The sequence below is a fragment of the Fulvimarina pelagi HTCC2506 genome (assembly GCF_000153705.1).
GTDB classification, from domain to species: Bacteria; Pseudomonadota; Alphaproteobacteria; order Rhizobiales; family Rhizobiaceae; genus Fulvimarina; species Fulvimarina pelagi.
Window position 1 is genome coordinate 265495 of sequence record NZ_DS022272.1, and the last position, 15600, is coordinate 281094.

Sequence of the window (15600 nt, forward strand, 5' to 3'; positions counted from 1 at the left end):
TTCTCGCTCGCGGAACGAGGACAAAGCGGTAATCTGAGCGCCGTCAGTGACAACAGCTCCGTCAGAACCTGTTCTTGCGCAACAGCTTCCCTTACGCGGCCTTGTCCTTGTGGTCCTGCAAGCCATAGCTGCCAAAAGATTTCACGGTGTCCGCGATCTCGCCTTCGCTCAGGAGGTTCGGGCCACCTATGAGGAGCGACATGTAGTATTGTTTTGCGATGGTCTCGAGTTCGACGGCAAGCCACATCGCCTTGTCGAGATTGGCGCCCGTCGCGATCATGCCGTGATTGGCAAGGAGGCACCCGGTACGGTCCTCGAGTGCTTTGAGGGCCGCGGTCGAGAGTTCCTTCGTGCCGAAGGTCGCATAGTCCGAGCAGCGGATGTCCATGCCGCCGAAGGCCGCCATCATGTAGTGGCAGGCGGGGATCGACTTACCGGCGATGGCGAGCACCGTTGCATAGGTCGAATGGGTGTGGACGATGCCGCCGACGTCCGGCCGGCCCTTCATGATGTCGAGGTGGAAGCGCCATTCCGTCGAGGGCTTCAGCGGGCCCTCCCAGCTGCCGTATTCGCCGTCGATTGGCATCGAGGCAACCATATCGGGCGTCATCGCCTCGTAGGCAGTGGCCGACGGCGTGATCAGCATCCGATCCTCGTGCCGGGCCGAGATGTTGCCCGACGTGCCCTGATTGAGGCCGCTGGCATTCATCCAGCGCGCCTTTTCGACGATCGCTTTACGGAGATCGGTTTCTGAATGGGTCATAGCGATGCCTCTTCGTGCGCAGGATGGGTTTAGTGTTCGCCCGAAACGGACAATGATTACTGCGGTTCGATGCGACGCTCGCTTTGAGCGTCGAAAATATGGACCTTTCCGGGCGGAACCGATAAAGCCACCGCTTCCCCGTGGACCCGACGCTCGGTGCGCGGCGCCACAGCGACAACGTCGCTGTCTCGGATTCGAACGTGGATTTGCACTTCCGCTCCGGTTGTCTCGGACAGGATGACTTCCCCTTTAAAAGCACCGTCGGCGGCGAAATGCAGATCGTTCGGCCGAACGCCGAGTTTTACCGACTTGCCAGCCTGACCGCGGTAGCGCGCCTCTAGAGGGATCGAGAGATTAGCAGCGCGGAATCTGACTTCTTCTCCGTCCGCTTCGATCTCGCCGTCGAAAAAATTCATCGAGGGCGAGCCGATGAAATCGGCAACATAGACTGAATTTGGTTTCTCGTAGACCTCGTCGGGCGTGCCGACCTGGACGATTGCACCTTTATCGAGAAGCACGATGATATCGGCCATGGTCATGGCCTCAATCTGGTCATGTGTGACGTAGAGCGTCGTCGCGCCGAGACGTTCGTGCAGCTGGCGAATCTCGACGCGCATATGCGCTCGCAGTTTGGCGTCGAGGTTGGAGAGGGGTTCGTCGAAGAGAAAGACGCCGGCTTCGCGCACGAGCGCACGGCCCATAGCGACGCGCTGGCGTTGCCCACCGGACAGCTCCTTGGGATATCGGTCTAGAAACGGCCTGAGATTGAGAATATCGGCCGCTTCGCTGACGCGCCGCTCGATCTCCCTTTTCTCGAGCTTCTGAATCTCAAGATTGAAGGCGATATTCTCACGCACCTTCATCGTCGGATAGAGCGCGTAGTTCTGGAACACCATTGCGATGTCGCGGTCGCGCGGATGGACGTCGTTGACGCGCTTACCGGCAATGGCTACCTCGCCGCCGGTCAGCTTCTCCAGCCCCGCGATCATCCGAAGCAGCGTCGACTTCCCGCAACCGGAAGGTCCGAGCAGTACCGCGAAGGAACCGTGCGGGATTTCGAGCGACAAGCCCTCGATTACCTTAACGGCGCCGAACGCCTTCTGCGCGTTCTTGAATTCTACTTTTGACATGAACCTTCCAGTTCCGCGTGGCGGCGGATCGCCTTCGATTAATAGCTTTGGCGCGTGGGTGTCAGAACGATCTCCTGAACGAGCGCGTTCTGCGGCATCTGGTAGGTGGACAGGATCAGTTCGGCGACGTGGCTCGCCGGGATGCCGCCGCCCATCTTCACCTTGTTTTCCCTATAGTTCTTGAGTGTCTCGGGATCGTTGACCCCAGACAAAACCTCGGTCTCGATGACTCCCGGCGAAATGACCTGGACGCGCACGCCGTGCGGCGCGAGATATTCGCGCAGGCTCTCGCCGACCGCATGGGTGAAGAACTTGGTGCCGCAATAGACCGTATGGTCCGGATAGGTCTTCCGCCCGGCGATCGAGCTCATCAGCACGATCGTTCCCGTGCTGCGTTCCTTCATCGGCTTCAGAACCGCGTGGACGGCATTCATTAGCCCCTTTGTGTTGATGTCGATCATCTCGTCCCATTCCTCCGGCGGCTGCCGGGCGATATCGGCGAGATGGGCGACGCCAGCATTGGCGAACATCAGGTCGACCGGGCCGAAGCGGGCCTCGGCCCGTTGCACCGCTGCCGCGATCGCGCCGCGGTCGCGGACGTCGACTTCCGCGATCTCGGCAACGGCAAGACCCAAGGCCTCCATCCGGTCCTTCCGGCGTGCCATGAGAAGCAGCGGATGGCCCGCCTCCGCGAACGCTTTCGCGGTCGCTTCTCCGATGCCGGAGCTTGCGCCGGTGATGGCCACGAGCGGTTTGTCGGTCACGATCGTATTCTCCTCTCTGAAGAGGTTCGTTTCAGCTCATGAGCGTTCCCTTACCGGCGTCAAGACCGGGGAGGACGACAGGGAGCGGGTTCGCGGAGCCCCCGGCGACAAACCCATTAGGGCCACCGCCGGGGTTGGGAGGATAAGGTAGCGTCAGCCGCCGACGATCTGATCGACCTGACCGGCGATTTCGTCCAGCGCCTCTTTGGGGCTGCTGAATTCGCCTGCGAAGTAACGCCCGAGACCGACAGGGATGGTATCGGAGGAAATCTGCGCCCATTGCGGCAGATCGGGTTCCGAGCCCATGTGGTTGGCGATCGTGTCGCGCACGATCGGCAGATGGCGTGTGGTGCCGGCGCCCACCCGGGCGTTCGCCTTCACGATCTCCGCGTCGTAGACGCTCGAACGGGTCGGACCCGTGCCACCTCCGAGAACTGTGATCAGGGCCTGGGTATCGGCCGACGTCGCCCACTGCATGAAAATCCAAGCTGGGTCGGGGTTCTTCGAATAGCGCGAGACGGCAAGGCTCGATCCGCCCTGATGGCCGACACCGGGAATTTCGCCGAAGCCTGTCTGGTCGGGCGAGACGAGGGTCGTCGCTTTGGGCGGCACGGCAGCCTCCATCAGCCCGGAGATCTGGCCTGCATCGGGGTCGTCGAAGAACGGGAAGAACTCGCCCCAGGAGAGCATCGACGCTGCCAGGCCCTGGCTGACCGACTGGCCCTGGCCGTCCCATGTCCAACCGTCGACGCCGGGGGGCATGGTCTTCTTTAGCTCGTCCCAATACTCCATCGCCCGAATGCCGGCCTCGTTGTTGCCGACGAACTTGTTGCTGGAATCGAAGATCTGTCCGCCATGGCCCCAGAGCCAGCACGTCCAGTCGCATTCGAGGCTGTAATGGCCCGACTTCATCTGGCCGGTTGTGCCGTAAATGTCTGGGCCCTTGGCCTCGGTAATAGCTTGGGAGTTCGACAGCATCTCCTCCATGGTCTCAGGCGCCTTCAGGCCGAGCTCGTCATAGATGTCCTTGCGATACTGCATGATGAAGATCGGGATGTCGTAGGGGACGCCGACCCAACGATCCTCGAAGACCGCGATACCGTCGACGAGTGCCGGAAGAAAATCGTCGATGTTGTAGTCCGGATATGCGAGATCGGCATTGCCTTCGTACTGCTCACGCGGATCGAAGACGTCGCGGCTGAAGCTGGCAGCCCAGCTCTGGTCAATGTAGTAGAGATCATAGGTGCCAAGCTGCGAGGCGGCGTCGAGGGTCAGTTTCTGCAGCACCTGTTCGAGTGGCAGGACCTCGATCTCGACATTGATGCCGGTTGCTTCCTCGAAATAGCGCACGAGGCCGTTGTTCAGGGCATTGGAAGGCGGCGTCGATTCGGTTGCGAACCGCAGGGTCGTTCCGGCATAGGGTTTGGCGACGTCCCGCAACCAAGCCATTATGTCCTCGGACGGCCTGAGATTTTCTGCATTCTGCGCGAACGCCGTGCCGGTGAGATCGAAGAACGGACGCCGACCGCTAAGGCCGAAGCCGAGGCCCAGGCCTCCGACTGCCAGACCGAGCTTCCCTGCTGAGCTTAGGAAGCTTCGTCGATCCATACGACCGCGCGCGAAACGGTCGGTGATGGTTGCAAGATGTCGCTTGCGATCCTGATCTTTCATCAATTTTCCTCCCGGTTGTGAGCGGCACAAGCGCCGCTCGGTTGGTCCGTCGCCCACGTGCGTGGGCAGGCGGCATTTCGGCCCCTATTGCTTGAGGGATCCCATTGTCAGGCCACGCACCAGATGCTTCTGAACAGCCAGAACGAAGATGAAAGCGGGCAGGATGGCGGCGGCTCCCAGAGCCGCCATGTTGCCCCACGCTGTTCCGACCGATGTTACGAAGGTTGTCGAGACGACCGGCACCGTGCGGACATCTGTCTGCGTGAGCGTCAGTGCAAAAAGGAACTCCGTCCAAGAGAAGATGAAGCAGAGCACGGCGGTCGCTGCGATGCCGCCCTTGGCCATCGGCAGAACGATCCGCCTGAAGATCGTCCAGCGACTTGCTCCGTCGATGGTGGCGCTCTCGTCAATTTCGTTCGGCACGTCGTCGAAGAAGCTCTTCATCAGGAGAACGGCGAGCGGCAGGTTCATGATCGCATGGATGATGATCATGCCGGTATAGGTGTCCAGCAAATTGAACTGGCGGTAGATGAAAAACATCGGCACCGCGACGGCGACCGGCGGCAGCATGCGGGTGGACAGAACCCATCCGACGAAATGGTGGCTGCCCTTGAACCGCATCCTCGAAAGGGCATAGGCCGCAAGGGTCGCGATCGCCACCGCGATGAGGGTTGATCCGACCCCGATGACGATGCTGTCCCATAGTCGCGGGGCCATGTAGAAATTGCCGCCGCCCGGCGTGATCTGCGGAACACCGCCCTCGAAGGAGATGCCGAAGACGGCGTTGAAATTGGCGATCGTCGGTTCGAAGTCGAAGATCTTCGGGGGCCGCGAGAAGATGTCCCGGCCGTTCCGGAAGGCTACGCTCGTCCAGTAATAGATCGGAAAGAAGAAGAGGCCGACCAGCAGCCAAGCGGCGATAAAGCGGATCGTGCGGGCGAATTTTGTGCCGTGCATGGTCACCACCTCACTTTCGCGAACTTCACGAAGATATTGGCGACGACGAGGACGATGATGAGCGTCACAAGGCTTAAGGTCGCGCCGTAGCCCCACTTGATGAAGGAAAAGGTCTGCTGCCAGGAATAATAGCTGAGCGTGTAGGTGGCCGTCCCCGGTCCTCCGGAGGTCATGACGAAAACGTAGTCGAACACCCTGAAGAGATCGATGCCGCGGATGAGGACTGCGATCGCGATGACCTTCCACATCATGGGCAGGGTCAGACGCCAGAAGGTTTGGAACGCGCTCGCGCCGTCGATCATCGCCGCTTCGTAGGGTTCTGTTGGCAACGACCTGAGGCCAGCCAAGAGGATCAGCACCATGAAAGGCGTCCACTGCCAGATCTCGGCGAGGAGAACGCCTGCCAGCGCGAGCGACGGGCTCGACAGAATCGGGGTCGAAGTGTCGACCAGGCCGAACATCTGCAGCACGAAGCTGATGACACCGAACTGCGGGTCTTCCATCAGGAGATACATGTAGCCGACGATTGCGGGCGGAATCACGAGGTTCATGGTCAGCAGCGCGCGCAGGAGTCCGAAGCCCGGCTCGTCTGCATCGAGCAGCAGCGCGATGCACATGCCAATCACCAGCTCAAGCGTGAGCGCGACGACGAAATAGGCAAGTGTGATGGACAGCGACTGCCAGAAGCGAGTGTCGCCGAGAAGCTGTGACCAGTTTTGCAGCCCGACATATTCCAGCGAACGGCTGAGCGGGGCGAATTCATGGAAGCTCAGCCAGACATTGTAGAAGAACGGATAGATCGTGAAGGTCACGAGCAGGAGGATAAGCGGCAGGAGCCAGGGCAGCGGATGATCTCCGATATGCCGACGGCTGCGTTTGATGCCGGAGTTCGTTGCGGCACTCATGCGGCGATCTCCGCTGTCCGGGCCGAAAGGATGGCGTCCGCGATCTCGACGAACCCCTCCGCGCCCTTCGAGGACGCCACATAGGCGGGCTCCGCCTCCATCTCACCGGCGAAGGCCGTGACGTTCGCGACGCCGCAGGCATGTGGAAAGAAGCCGAACATCGGCGCATCGTTCGGGCTGTCGCCGCAAAAGACGATCCGCTCACGCTGCGCATCGAGATCGACACCCAGCACCTCGCGCGCGAAACGCCGCGTCATTGTGAGCTTGTCGTAGGCGCCGAACCAGCCGTTGACGTGGATCGACGAGACCTTCGCAACCGCGCCTTCGGCCTCGAAGATCGCCTTGATGTGCCTGACCTCCTCTCCCGAGAGGGCCGGAACGTCCTCACAGAAGTCGATCGCAAGATCGGCCTCGCGGTAGTTCTGATCGGCAGATACCGCCGATCCGGGCACCTCGCTGAGGATTCGCGCCTTGACGGCTTGGAGCCGCGCGCGGTCTCGCTCGAGCTCGTCCGGCGTGGCGAAGAAAGCCCGGCGCATCTCGCGCTTCTCTGCGTCATAGGAGAAATAGAGTGCGCCGTTCTCGCCGACGACGCCGCTCACCGGCCAGAACCTTGCGATCATATCGCACCAGCCTGCAGGCCGCCCGGTGATGGGGACGACGTGGAGGCCCGCCTCGTGAAGCGCTTCGAGCGCGCGGTAGGATGCGGCGGGAAGGCGGCCGTCGGTCGTCAGCGTATCGTCGATATCGGCGAAGACGGCAATGAGCTGCCGCTTGACTTCGTCGGGCATTTCGGTGACCGGCCGCATGGTTCAGGCCTCCCCTTCCGCGAAGTCCGCCAGCAATCCGGCATCGGCCGCGATATCGAGCAAGGAGAACCGATTGCGCATTTCCCGGTTGTGAATAATTGCCTCTCGGTAAAAGCCGGCCGGGATGCCCAGCTCTTCCGCCGTGGTCGCGCCCTTCGCAGCCTTGAGGAGCCGCTCCATCTCGGCAACGGGAATAGCGAAGGCGAGGCATTCCCGGCGCAGCTCCGGCCAGACCTTCCGCAGGCGCTCGTTCATCGTCGACGCGCCTGCTTCGTCGAGCGCCTTCTTCTGAAACTCGGCGAGGCAGTCGTCGGCGATCCTGCGGCCCATTCGCCGGACCATGTCGTCGTAGTCAATCAGAGTCGGCATGATGTGAGGCGGCTCTTCCCGCGACAGGATCTGCTGCTGGAGCCGGGCCAATGTGAGTGAAGCGACGCCAACCTGCTGGCCGTGAAGTGTACCCGGATGAGCCTCGCCCATGAAGCAGTCGATGTAGTGAGATATCTGATGCTCGCCCATGGAGCCATGGTTCGAGACCCCCGTGAAGGCGATGCCGAGGCCGCATAGCGTGAGGACGCGGGTGAGATAGCCCATCGCTTCGATATCGCCCGCGCCGACACCGGCCGCCCGCTTGTTGAGTTCGACCTCGTCGTTCCATTCGATGTCATAAGCGATCTGCTGATAGTCCGATCCAGTGAGACGGTGTGCCATCCACCAGTCGATCTGTGCGGTCGAGCGCGCCATGCAGTCGCCAAACCCGGCCGCCCGCGTGAAGGTGGGCGCCTCCGCCATGACCGTCAGATCTGCAAAGAAGCCCTTGGGCGCGGTCGAGGGAAGGGATGTCTTCAGGCCGCTTTCGAGGGTGATCGACGCTGTCGAAGACGTGTAGCCATTCATCGAGGCCGCAGTGCCGAAAACGCAATAAGGGCGACCGTCTCGCCCGACGACGTACTTCGTCAGGTCGTTGATCGTTCCCGAGCCGACGGCGATCGCCCCGGTATGTTCGGAAAGACGATCCGCAAGATCGTCGAGCGCTTTCACGTCCGCATGAGGATGGTCAAGCACGATCAAATCGGGTTTCAGACGAGCGATCGCGTTTTCGACCCGCTCGCCGAGGGCCGCATAGGTCGCCTCGTCGGCGACGATCGCGACCCGCTCGCCGAGGTTCATCGCGGCCACCAGTTCGGCCTCGCGGCCGTCGAGGCTCTCGTCGATGACGACGCGATCATAGTCGACGTCCGCAGCTTTACCCGTATCCGGATGCTTCCACTTTCCGTCGATGATGTCGTCAATCAACTGGGTCCAGCCGTCAGCCGGTCGCCCCGCTTTAGCAAGCGTGCTCAATGAGTTTCCTCCCGTTCCGTGACAACTGACAACATCGTTTGGTTTTTGTCAAATCTTTTGTCAAATCACGTTGACAATCGTCACCAAGAAGGCATTGATCAGCACAATGAGCCGCGCCAGTATACAATCGCCCCCTTCCAAGGCCTCGCCTGCGCCAGCCGAGTTCGCTGACAATGTCGTCTGGGCGGCTTGGCTTTATTACAACGATGAACTGACTCAGGCAGAGATTGCAGCACGGCTGCATGTCAGTCGCGCGACCGTCGTCAACTATCTTCAGGAGGCGCGAAGGCTTGGGATCGTGACGATCCGCCTAGATCCGCAGCTCGTGGGCCGGACCGAGCTAGCGAACATGCTCTGCGAGCGGTTCGATCTCGAAGCGGCTACCGTCTTTCCCAGCATCGAAGAGCAGCCGTCTCATCGAACCGTCGGTCGGGCGGGCGCAAGGGTGCTCTCCACCCTCCTCGAGCCAGGCGACCGGCTGGGAGTTGCCTGGGGGCGCACGATTCTCTCGGCAGCTCGTGCAGTTGAATATAACGGTATCGGAGACCTCACGATCGTTCAGCTTGCCGGATCGTCGTCCAGCACCCAAGACTTCGCGCCGGAGCTCTGCACATCGCTGATGGCGAACGCGCTACAGGCTCGTTGTGCCAATCTTCATGCTCCGGCAGTCGTCACGAGTAAGGAGGTTCGCGACCTCTTCCTGAAGGAGCCTGCGCTGGTCCGGCAGTTCGAGCTGATCCATTCGGTTAACAAAGTCGTCTACGGCGTTGGCGATCTTGAGGCTGACAGCACCTTTGCCGACAGCCAGCTGATGAGTAGCGACAGGCTGGAGGCGATCCGCCGGGAGGGTAGGGCTATTGGCGTGCTGCTCGGCCAATTCATCGGTCCGGACGGAGAGCCGGTCCAGGGCCCTATCGACGACCGGCTGATCGGCCTCAAGGTCGAGGAATTAAGCAAGATCCCGCAACGCATCTGCCTTGCCGGCGGTGCGCGGAAATATCCAGCGATACGCGCGGTCCTGCGCGGTCGCCTCGCGACGCATCTTGTGACCGACTCCGACACGGCCACAGCACTTCTCGAGGACGAACTGGCTTGATGCGCGACTGAGCGACGCGAGTCCTGAGGGCGTTCAGACAGTCGCAGGGGCGACAGAATGGCCAATGGAGCCGCGCCGGGGCGCACGAACGGAACTGGGAGGAAACGGAAATGAGCACCGAGCGCTATGTCATCGGTCTGGACAGCTCGACGCAATCGGCGAAGGCTGTCGTGCTCGACCGCAAGGGCTGCAACGTCGCGGAGGGCCGCGCCTCGATCCCGCTGGCCCAGCCTGACGAGGCCCATGCAGAACAGAATCCGGAGGACTGGTGGAGCGCGGTCAAAAACGCTTTGCGCGACGCGGTGAAGACCATTGACCCTGGCTCGATCGACGGGCTCGCGATCTCGAACCAGCGTGAAACGGTCGCATTTCTCGACGACAAAGACACAGCCGTCTATCCAGCGCTCGTCTGGCTCGATTGCAGAGCCAATTCGACCTATCAATCCTATGCGGATCGCATGGGCCGGGAATGGCTGCACAGGGCGACCGGCAAGCCGATCGACGTGATCCCGGTCATCTACAGGCTCGACTGGTTGCGCCGCAACGAGCCGTCGGTTCTGGAGCGTGCGACCCAAATTCTCGATGTCCAGGGTTTCCTCGTCAAGAAGCTGACGGGACGCGCGGTGACCTCGCCCGCGAGCGTCGATCCGTTCGGCCTCTTAGACATCCACGAGATGGACTACTCGACCCCAATCCTCAACAGTCTCGGACTGTCCCAAGAGCAGCTGGCGCCGATGGCGATGTCTGGGCGCGAGATCGGACGGGTGTCGCCGGAGGCAGCCAAAAAGACCGGCCTGAGGGCGGGGACGCCAATCTTCGCCGGCGGCGGAGATGGGCAATGCTCCGGCCTCGGCGCCAACGTTACCGGACCCGGCAATCTTTATCTCAATTTGGGGACCGCGCAGATCACCGGCGCCCATTCACAAGAGCCGGCCATCGGCCTCAACTGGCGAACGATGACGGCCGTGACCGGGTCCGGCTATCACCTGGAGGCTCTCATGCGCGCCGGGGCCTTCTTCGTCGACTGGCTCGTCGAGACCTTCATCGACGAAAGCAAGTCGCCGGAAGTCTACATTAGGCTGGAGGCCGAGGCCGAAAAGATATCGCATGGCTGCGGCGGCCTCACCGTCACGCCGCATATCCTCGGGGTGATGACGCCCCATTGGGATCCCGGCGCCCGCGGTGCCTTCGCGGGCCTCGCACCCTTCCACACCCGGGCGCATCTCTATCGCGCGAGCTTGGAAGGCATGACCGCCGAGATCGCGCGGAGCATCACCGCGATGCGGGCCGAGAACGTGCCGACAGACCGCATCCGGGCGATCGGCGGGGGATCGAAGAGCGCGCTCTGGCGCCAGATGATCGCCGACGCGACCCAACTGCCCGTCGACATCGGAACCACCGCGGAGGCATCGGCGCTCGGCGCCGGCATCATCGCGGCGGTCGGCGCCGGCTGGTTCGTCGACTTCGCCGAGGCTACCGCCGCGATGAGCCATGTGGAGGGAACGACAGAACCGGAACCGGAGGGGGCGGATGCCTGGGCCGCGCTCATGGAAAGGCAGGGCCATCTCTACGAGGACACCAAACGCTACGGTGCCGGGCGCACTTGACGCCGTCCGCTCTAGACCGTGCGAAAACGAACTTGAAAAGACGCAGATTATGCCGGACACAAACAGCAATTCTGAGCCTGCCGACAGAGCCGATTACGACGTTTTCGTCGTTGGCGGCGGCATCAACGGATGCGGGATCGCTCGCGATGCCGCTGGTCGGGGCTATTCGGTCGGGCTGGCCGAGATGAACGATCTCGGTTCTGGCACTTCGTCATGGTCCACGAAGCTTATCCATGGCGGCCTGCGATATCTGGAGCATTACGAGTTCTCGCTCGTGCGCCACGCCCTGCGCGAACGCGAGACGCTCTGGAACATCGCGCCCCACATCATCCGGCCGCTGCGCTTCGTGCTACCGCTCCATTCCGGTCTGAGACCCGGCTGGCTGATCCGGATCGGGCTGTTTCTCTACGACCATATCGGCGGTCGCAAAAAGCTGAAGAAGTCGACGGCGATCGATCTTCGGACGTCTCCTCTCGGGCGACCGCTCAAGGCGGAATTCAAGAAGGGATTCGAGTATTCCGATGCAAGCGTCGATGACGTTCGCCTCGTGATCCTCAACGCCCGCGATGCCGCCGCAAGGGGAGCCGACATCATTGTCCGGACCCGTCTGACCGCGGCCCGGCGTGAAAGGGACAGCTGGTCGCTCACTCTAAGGGACGAGGAAAGCGGTGCGCACCGCACCGTTACGGCGCGCATCCTCGTCAATATGGCAGGCCCTTGGGTCGACAAAGTCATCGCCGACGCCTTCGGCCATAACGGCCCTCGGCACGTCCGGCTCGTCAAGGGTTCGCACATCGTGACGCGTAAGCTATTCGACCACGACCGGGCTTATATCTTCCAGAATGCCGACGAGCGCATCATCTTCGCGATCCCATACGAGAACGACTTCACGCTCGTCGGCACGACCGACGAGGATTTCGAGGGCGATCCCTCTGACGTGAGGATCGAAGAGCACGAGATCGCCTATCTTCTCGACGCGGCCTCCAATTACTTTGAAACACCGCTCAGCCGCGACGCGATCGTCTGGCACTATTCGGGCGTCCGCTCGCTGTTCGACGACGGGGCGGACGAGGCCAAGGAGGCCACCCGGGACTATGTTCTTCGCCTCGAAGGCGGACGAGGCGAGGCGAAAGTCCTGCAGGGCTTCGGCGGCAAGCTGACCACCTACCGGGTACTCGCCGAGGACGCGCTCGAACGGATCGGCCAGGCGATCGGCCGCAAGGGCGGGACGTGGACGCACGAGCCGCCCTTGCCGGGCGGCGACTTCCCCACGGACGGGGTCGGGCGGCTGGAAGACCGGCTGCGCGCCGAATGCCCGGAGCTCGACGAACGTACGGTGCGCCGCATCGTCAGAGCTTATGGCACCGATGCCGCCCGCTTCATGCGCGCGGGCGCCCTCGGCCGGGATTTCGGTCACGGCCTCTTCGAGGCCGAGGTCCGGTGGCAGATCGAGAACGAGTGGGCCCGCACGAGCGAAGACGTGCTCTGGCGCCGCTCAAAGCTGGGCCTTCGCTTCACGGACGAGGAGGCCGCTCGCGTCGATGCCTTCATCGCCTCGCACCTGGACGGCACTTCAGGAGGCCGGTCGTGGCGCGAAACAGCCGACCGGACCTTGCATTCGAGCGAAGGGGAGCGGCAGCGTGGTAATATCTTGGCGTGAGCGGTTCGACGCGTTTCTATTCGACATGGACGGCACCCTGCTAACGTCGATCGCCGCGACGGAGCGCGTCTGGACGCGGTGGGCCGAACGCCATGGTCTCGACGTGCCGACCTTCCTTCCGACCATGCACGGACGGCGCGCAATCGACACGATCTCCGCCCAGGGGCTGGACGGGATCGATGTGGAAGCTGAAGCCCGCTGGGTGTTCGAAGCGGAGATGGCGGACGTCGCAGGGATCGAGCCCGCCCCCGGCATCGCCGCCTTTCTCACCGGCATTCCGATTGATCGCTGGGCCGTCGTGACGTCAGCCCTTCGACCGCTCGCGGAGCGTCGCATGGCTGCTGCTGGGCTCACGATCCCCGACGTCGTCGTGGCAGCCGAGGACGTCTCGAACGGCAAGCCGGCGCCGGACGGATTCATACTTGCGGCTCAGAGGCTGGGCGTTTCTACCCAAAACTGTCTGGTCTTCGAAGACAGCGGTGCGGGCGTCGAAGCGGCGCGGAACGCAGGTGCCTCGGTTTTCGTCGTCACCGGTTTCCAACATGCGCCGCACAGTTTCGGCCATCCAAGCGCGACCGATTTTAAGAGTCTTCTCATCGTATCCGATTCGGCTGGCAGCCTTTCAATCGAAAAAACCTGATGTTCGTTTGAGCGCAAGCGGTTCGAGCAGCCGTTCAGAGCCTTCGGCTCTATCGCTCTTGCGTTTCGGCGATGCAAACGGGGTGAGCCGAATAGCCTTGCGCATGCGCTACCCTATGCATCGGCAGCCATGTAGCTCATTTGTTTAAGGCCGGGAGAACTGACCTGTATCTATTGCCATTCCACCGATCCTTCATCCGGCGGCGATCTGAGGCTTGTCCATTTTTACTACTCCGTCGGGCGCGGGTTGAGGTCAGCAGGACGGCGTAAAATTGAGCATTCCGATAGCAGGCATGCGGCCATTGAAGCTTTCGACGAAGCCGTTTTACATCGTTTAGCCGGGCGCGATGTAGTCCCACTCTACCATGTGATCCCCTGAACAGGCGAGGATCGCGTTCGAGGTGAACTCCATTCCACGCGTCAGTACCGACTTCGACCAGATCGGGATGACCTTCACCAAGTGAAGGACTTGCTGCGAGCCTATGCCGAACGAGCCACCGACAGTCGTTGGCGCACAATTGGATCGATGCTGAATGCTTTCGGATTGATGAGTGCGCAAACTACTTCAGGGCCACCGGCAACGATTCAGCGTGATTGAAGAACGCTCTTACCGAGTGGCGACCTTCTCCCGACGTCGTCAGTTTGTTCCCGTTCTGCATCGAATGTAGGCCAACTCCTTGAAATCACATCCAATCACATCTCGAACATTCTCGAGAGCGTTCCCTTGCTTTTTACCTTTTAGTGTGCACTAGACGGAAAGGTAGTCGTTAGATATAGCAAAGGCGCGGGCGTGGACAGTTCCTCCATTCACTCTATTGAGCCGAAAAAGCCTATCGCGACAGCGTTTGAGCAATTATCCAGCCTATGCGAAAAAGTATACGTCGCCCAGCGCACAAAGAAAATTCAACTAGCAAAGGCAGTTCGTGCCCGTTGCCTTCCACTAAATCTATGCCTTTTTAAAAAGAATAATAGAGATCTCGCTTCTAAGTGTTGGTGCTGCGTTATAAGAGAAGAAAAATCACTTTAACAACTCGCAATATTTATTACATATTTGCCGGGAAGTAAAGCCGCATCGTAGCGATTTGGCATACGTTACCACACACTGTTCGAAGCAGGATCGATGCAATTATTAAAGAAATGCGAAACATGATAATGTTTTATATCTATAACGGTTCTTTAGCAAAGCCTTTTATTGCTGCCTTTGCAGGTGTCTGTAAAGGGATACTTATATAATTCCGTATTTTGTATCAAACTCCTATGAAAACGTGAAACGCGCTGCTTTTCTGTTAGGCCAGTCGCACTTTCCCTTCCGGCGATGGCGAGCGATACAATTGCAGTGAAAAGCGAAGAACTCATCTGACTTACTCTACTTTTGGGAGTATCGGTCTGTTCTGTCACGCAAGGAACGTGCGCGAGGCACGAGGCATTTGGAATGAACAGAGCGAACACAGTCTACGTCATACAGCCGAAGGTTGATGCCGTTCGAGCGATTGCGGAAGTCGTCGCTGACACCCCAGGGTCGTCTAAAACGCGTTTGTTCTGCCCGGACAGGCATAGCCAGACGGAACTAGCTTCTGTTATTCGCGATCGGGATCTGCCCTATGAGCTTCTTGCATTTGAGAGCGTCGGGGGTGAACATGACGATCTGCTTTACGGGTTCTGCCAAGCTGTCGCAGAAGGCTATTCTGCATGCGTCAGGGAAGAGTGGCGCTGGAGCCACTTCGTGGCACTTCAGGACCGACTCGTTGCGGCACTGCGAGGCCCGTATGTCTTGGAACGTCTTCTGTCCGATGAACCTGATGTAGAGGTCGCGCTCGTTTCGTCGCCCGATGAGACCAGCAATCGTGCACTCTGGGATTTGCTCGCAGCATCCTTCGGCAAGCGCCTGCGCTCGGTCGGTAGTCCTCCCCCGTCCCGGAACGCAGCACAGGAGGTATGGGATGCGATCCAGCGCGGCGGGTTGAGGGGCTACGATGAGACGGCAATCCGTAAACTCGAACGCTCTAAATCGCGTGGCCGGCTTTGTTTGTCGATCGCTACAGGTAATTTGCAATATGTCGGTGTCGCCGCGCCGCTTCTGAATGATCTGACACGCACTTTCGACCTCGTAATATCGAACGCATCGCTAGGCCCTTTTGAGCCGGATTTTCTTAAAAACTACCTTCCAAATCCGGTGAAAAAGCTCGCTCTTGTAGACCTAGTTAAGGTTCCGACCGTAAAGGCCTCTATGGCAGATCTCAAACGCATGCGGACGT

The 15600-nt window shown here is 60.6% G+C and carries 14 protein-coding genes; 5 read left to right on the forward strand and 9 right to left on the reverse strand.

Annotated elements, in window-relative coordinates:
- Positions 1 to 91 precede the first annotated feature (91 nt).
- From FP2506_RS01220 to FP2506_RS01255, 8 genes are all read right to left on the reverse strand, one after another.
- Positions 92 to 763, reverse strand: coding sequence for a class II aldolase/adducin family protein (locus FP2506_RS01220; protein ID WP_007065518.1), 672 nt, complete (start codon positions 761 to 763; stop codon positions 92 to 94).
- Between the two features lie 56 nt (positions 764 to 819).
- Positions 820 to 1893: an ABC transporter ATP-binding protein gene (locus FP2506_RS01225; RefSeq protein WP_007065519.1), complete on the reverse strand. Its 1074-nt coding sequence runs from the start codon at positions 1891 to 1893 to the stop codon at positions 820 to 822.
- Between the two features lie 38 nt (positions 1894 to 1931).
- Positions 1932 to 2657 carry an SDR family oxidoreductase gene (locus tag FP2506_RS01230; RefSeq protein ID WP_007065520.1) on the reverse strand — a complete coding sequence of 242 codons (726 nt, stop codon included), beginning with the start codon at positions 2655 to 2657 and terminating at the stop codon, positions 1932 to 1934.
- A gap of 153 nt (positions 2658 to 2810) precedes the next feature.
- Complete coding sequence (locus tag FP2506_RS01235; RefSeq protein WP_007065521.1) at positions 2811 to 4328, reverse strand: ABC transporter substrate-binding protein; 1518 nt, start codon at positions 4326 to 4328, stop codon at positions 2811 to 2813.
- 84 nt (positions 4329 to 4412) lie between these two features.
- Positions 4413 to 5285 carry a carbohydrate ABC transporter permease gene (locus FP2506_RS01240; protein ID WP_007065522.1) on the reverse strand — a complete coding sequence of 291 codons (873 nt, stop codon included), beginning with the start codon at positions 5283 to 5285 and terminating at the stop codon, positions 4413 to 4415.
- A gap of 2 nt (positions 5286 to 5287) precedes the next feature.
- Positions 5288 to 6190 (reverse strand): carbohydrate ABC transporter permease, encoded by a 903-nt coding sequence (locus tag FP2506_RS01245; protein ID WP_007065523.1) that lies wholly within the window; start codon positions 6188 to 6190, stop codon positions 5288 to 5290.
- A complete protein-coding gene (locus FP2506_RS01250) occupies positions 6187 to 6999 on the reverse strand; it encodes an HAD-IIB family hydrolase (protein ID WP_007065524.1) in 813 nt (270 codons plus the stop codon). Before FP2506_RS01250 ends, FP2506_RS01245 begins: the two co-directional genes overlap by 4 nt.
- A gap of 3 nt (positions 7000 to 7002) precedes the next feature.
- A complete protein-coding gene (locus tag FP2506_RS01255; protein WP_050764952.1) occupies positions 7003 to 8343 on the reverse strand; it encodes a sn-glycerol-1-phosphate dehydrogenase in 1341 nt (446 codons plus the stop codon).
- A gap of 106 nt (positions 8344 to 8449) precedes the next feature.
- Between FP2506_RS01255 and FP2506_RS01260 the strand changes: the two genes are divergently transcribed.
- From FP2506_RS01260 to FP2506_RS01275, 4 genes are all read left to right on the forward strand, one after another.
- Positions 8450 to 9439: a sugar-binding transcriptional regulator gene (locus tag FP2506_RS01260; RefSeq protein WP_040488806.1), complete on the forward strand. Its 990-nt coding sequence runs from the start codon at positions 8450 to 8452 to the stop codon at positions 9437 to 9439.
- 110 nt (positions 9440 to 9549) lie between these two features.
- Positions 9550 to 11046, forward strand: coding sequence for a xylulokinase (locus tag FP2506_RS01265; RefSeq protein WP_007065527.1), 1497 nt, complete (start codon positions 9550 to 9552; stop codon positions 11044 to 11046).
- A 49-nt stretch (positions 11047 to 11095) separates the two neighbouring features.
- On the forward strand, positions 11096 to 12706 hold the full coding sequence (gene glpD / locus FP2506_RS01270) for a glycerol-3-phosphate dehydrogenase (RefSeq protein ID WP_050764954.1): 1611 nt from the start codon (positions 11096 to 11098) through the stop codon (positions 12704 to 12706).
- On the forward strand, positions 12687 to 13346 hold the full coding sequence (locus FP2506_RS01275; RefSeq protein WP_040489274.1) for an HAD-IA family hydrolase: 660 nt from the start codon (positions 12687 to 12689) through the stop codon (positions 13344 to 13346). Before glpD ends, FP2506_RS01275 begins: the two co-directional genes overlap by 20 nt.
- A 333-nt stretch (positions 13347 to 13679) precedes the next feature.
- Here the strand turns inward: FP2506_RS01275 and FP2506_RS19330 are convergent, their stop codons facing one another.
- A complete protein-coding gene (locus tag FP2506_RS19330; protein ID WP_007065530.1) occupies positions 13680 to 13805 on the reverse strand; it encodes a hypothetical protein in 126 nt (41 codons plus the stop codon).
- Between the two features lie 972 nt (positions 13806 to 14777).
- Here FP2506_RS19330 and FP2506_RS18880 point away from each other — a divergent pair.
- Positions 14778 to 15600: hypothetical protein (locus tag FP2506_RS18880; protein WP_040488807.1), on the forward strand; the 823-nt coding region annotated here is incomplete at its 3' end.

Excerpts from the sequence above, each read along its gene's own strand:
- FP2506_RS01260 (WP_040488806.1), top strand. The coding sequence starts at position 8,450 with ATGAGCCGCGCCAGTATACAATCGCCCCCTTCCAAGGCCTCGCCTGCG.
- FP2506_RS01235 (WP_007065521.1), bottom strand. The coding sequence starts at position 4,328 with ATGAAAGATCAGGATCGCAAGCGACATCTTGCAACCATCACCGACCGT.
- glpD (WP_050764954.1), top strand. The coding sequence starts at position 11,096 with ATGCCGGACACAAACAGCAATTCTGAGCCTGCCGACAGAGCCGATTAC.
- FP2506_RS01225 (WP_007065519.1), bottom strand. The coding sequence starts at position 1,893 with ATGTCAAAAGTAGAATTCAAGAACGCGCAGAAGGCGTTCGGCGCCGTT.
- FP2506_RS01265 (WP_007065527.1), top strand. The coding sequence starts at position 9,550 with ATGAGCACCGAGCGCTATGTCATCGGTCTGGACAGCTCGACGCAATCG.
- FP2506_RS01240 (WP_007065522.1), bottom strand. The coding sequence starts at position 5,285 with ATGCACGGCACAAAATTCGCCCGCACGATCCGCTTTATCGCCGCTTGG.
- FP2506_RS01220 (WP_007065518.1), bottom strand. The coding sequence starts at position 763 with ATGACCCATTCAGAAACCGATCTCCGTAAAGCGATCGTCGAAAAGGCG.
- FP2506_RS01245 (WP_007065523.1), bottom strand. The coding sequence starts at position 6,190 with ATGAGTGCCGCAACGAACTCCGGCATCAAACGCAGCCGTCGGCATATC.
- FP2506_RS01250 (WP_007065524.1), bottom strand. The coding sequence starts at position 6,999 with ATGCGGCCGGTCACCGAAATGCCCGACGAAGTCAAGCGGCAGCTCATT.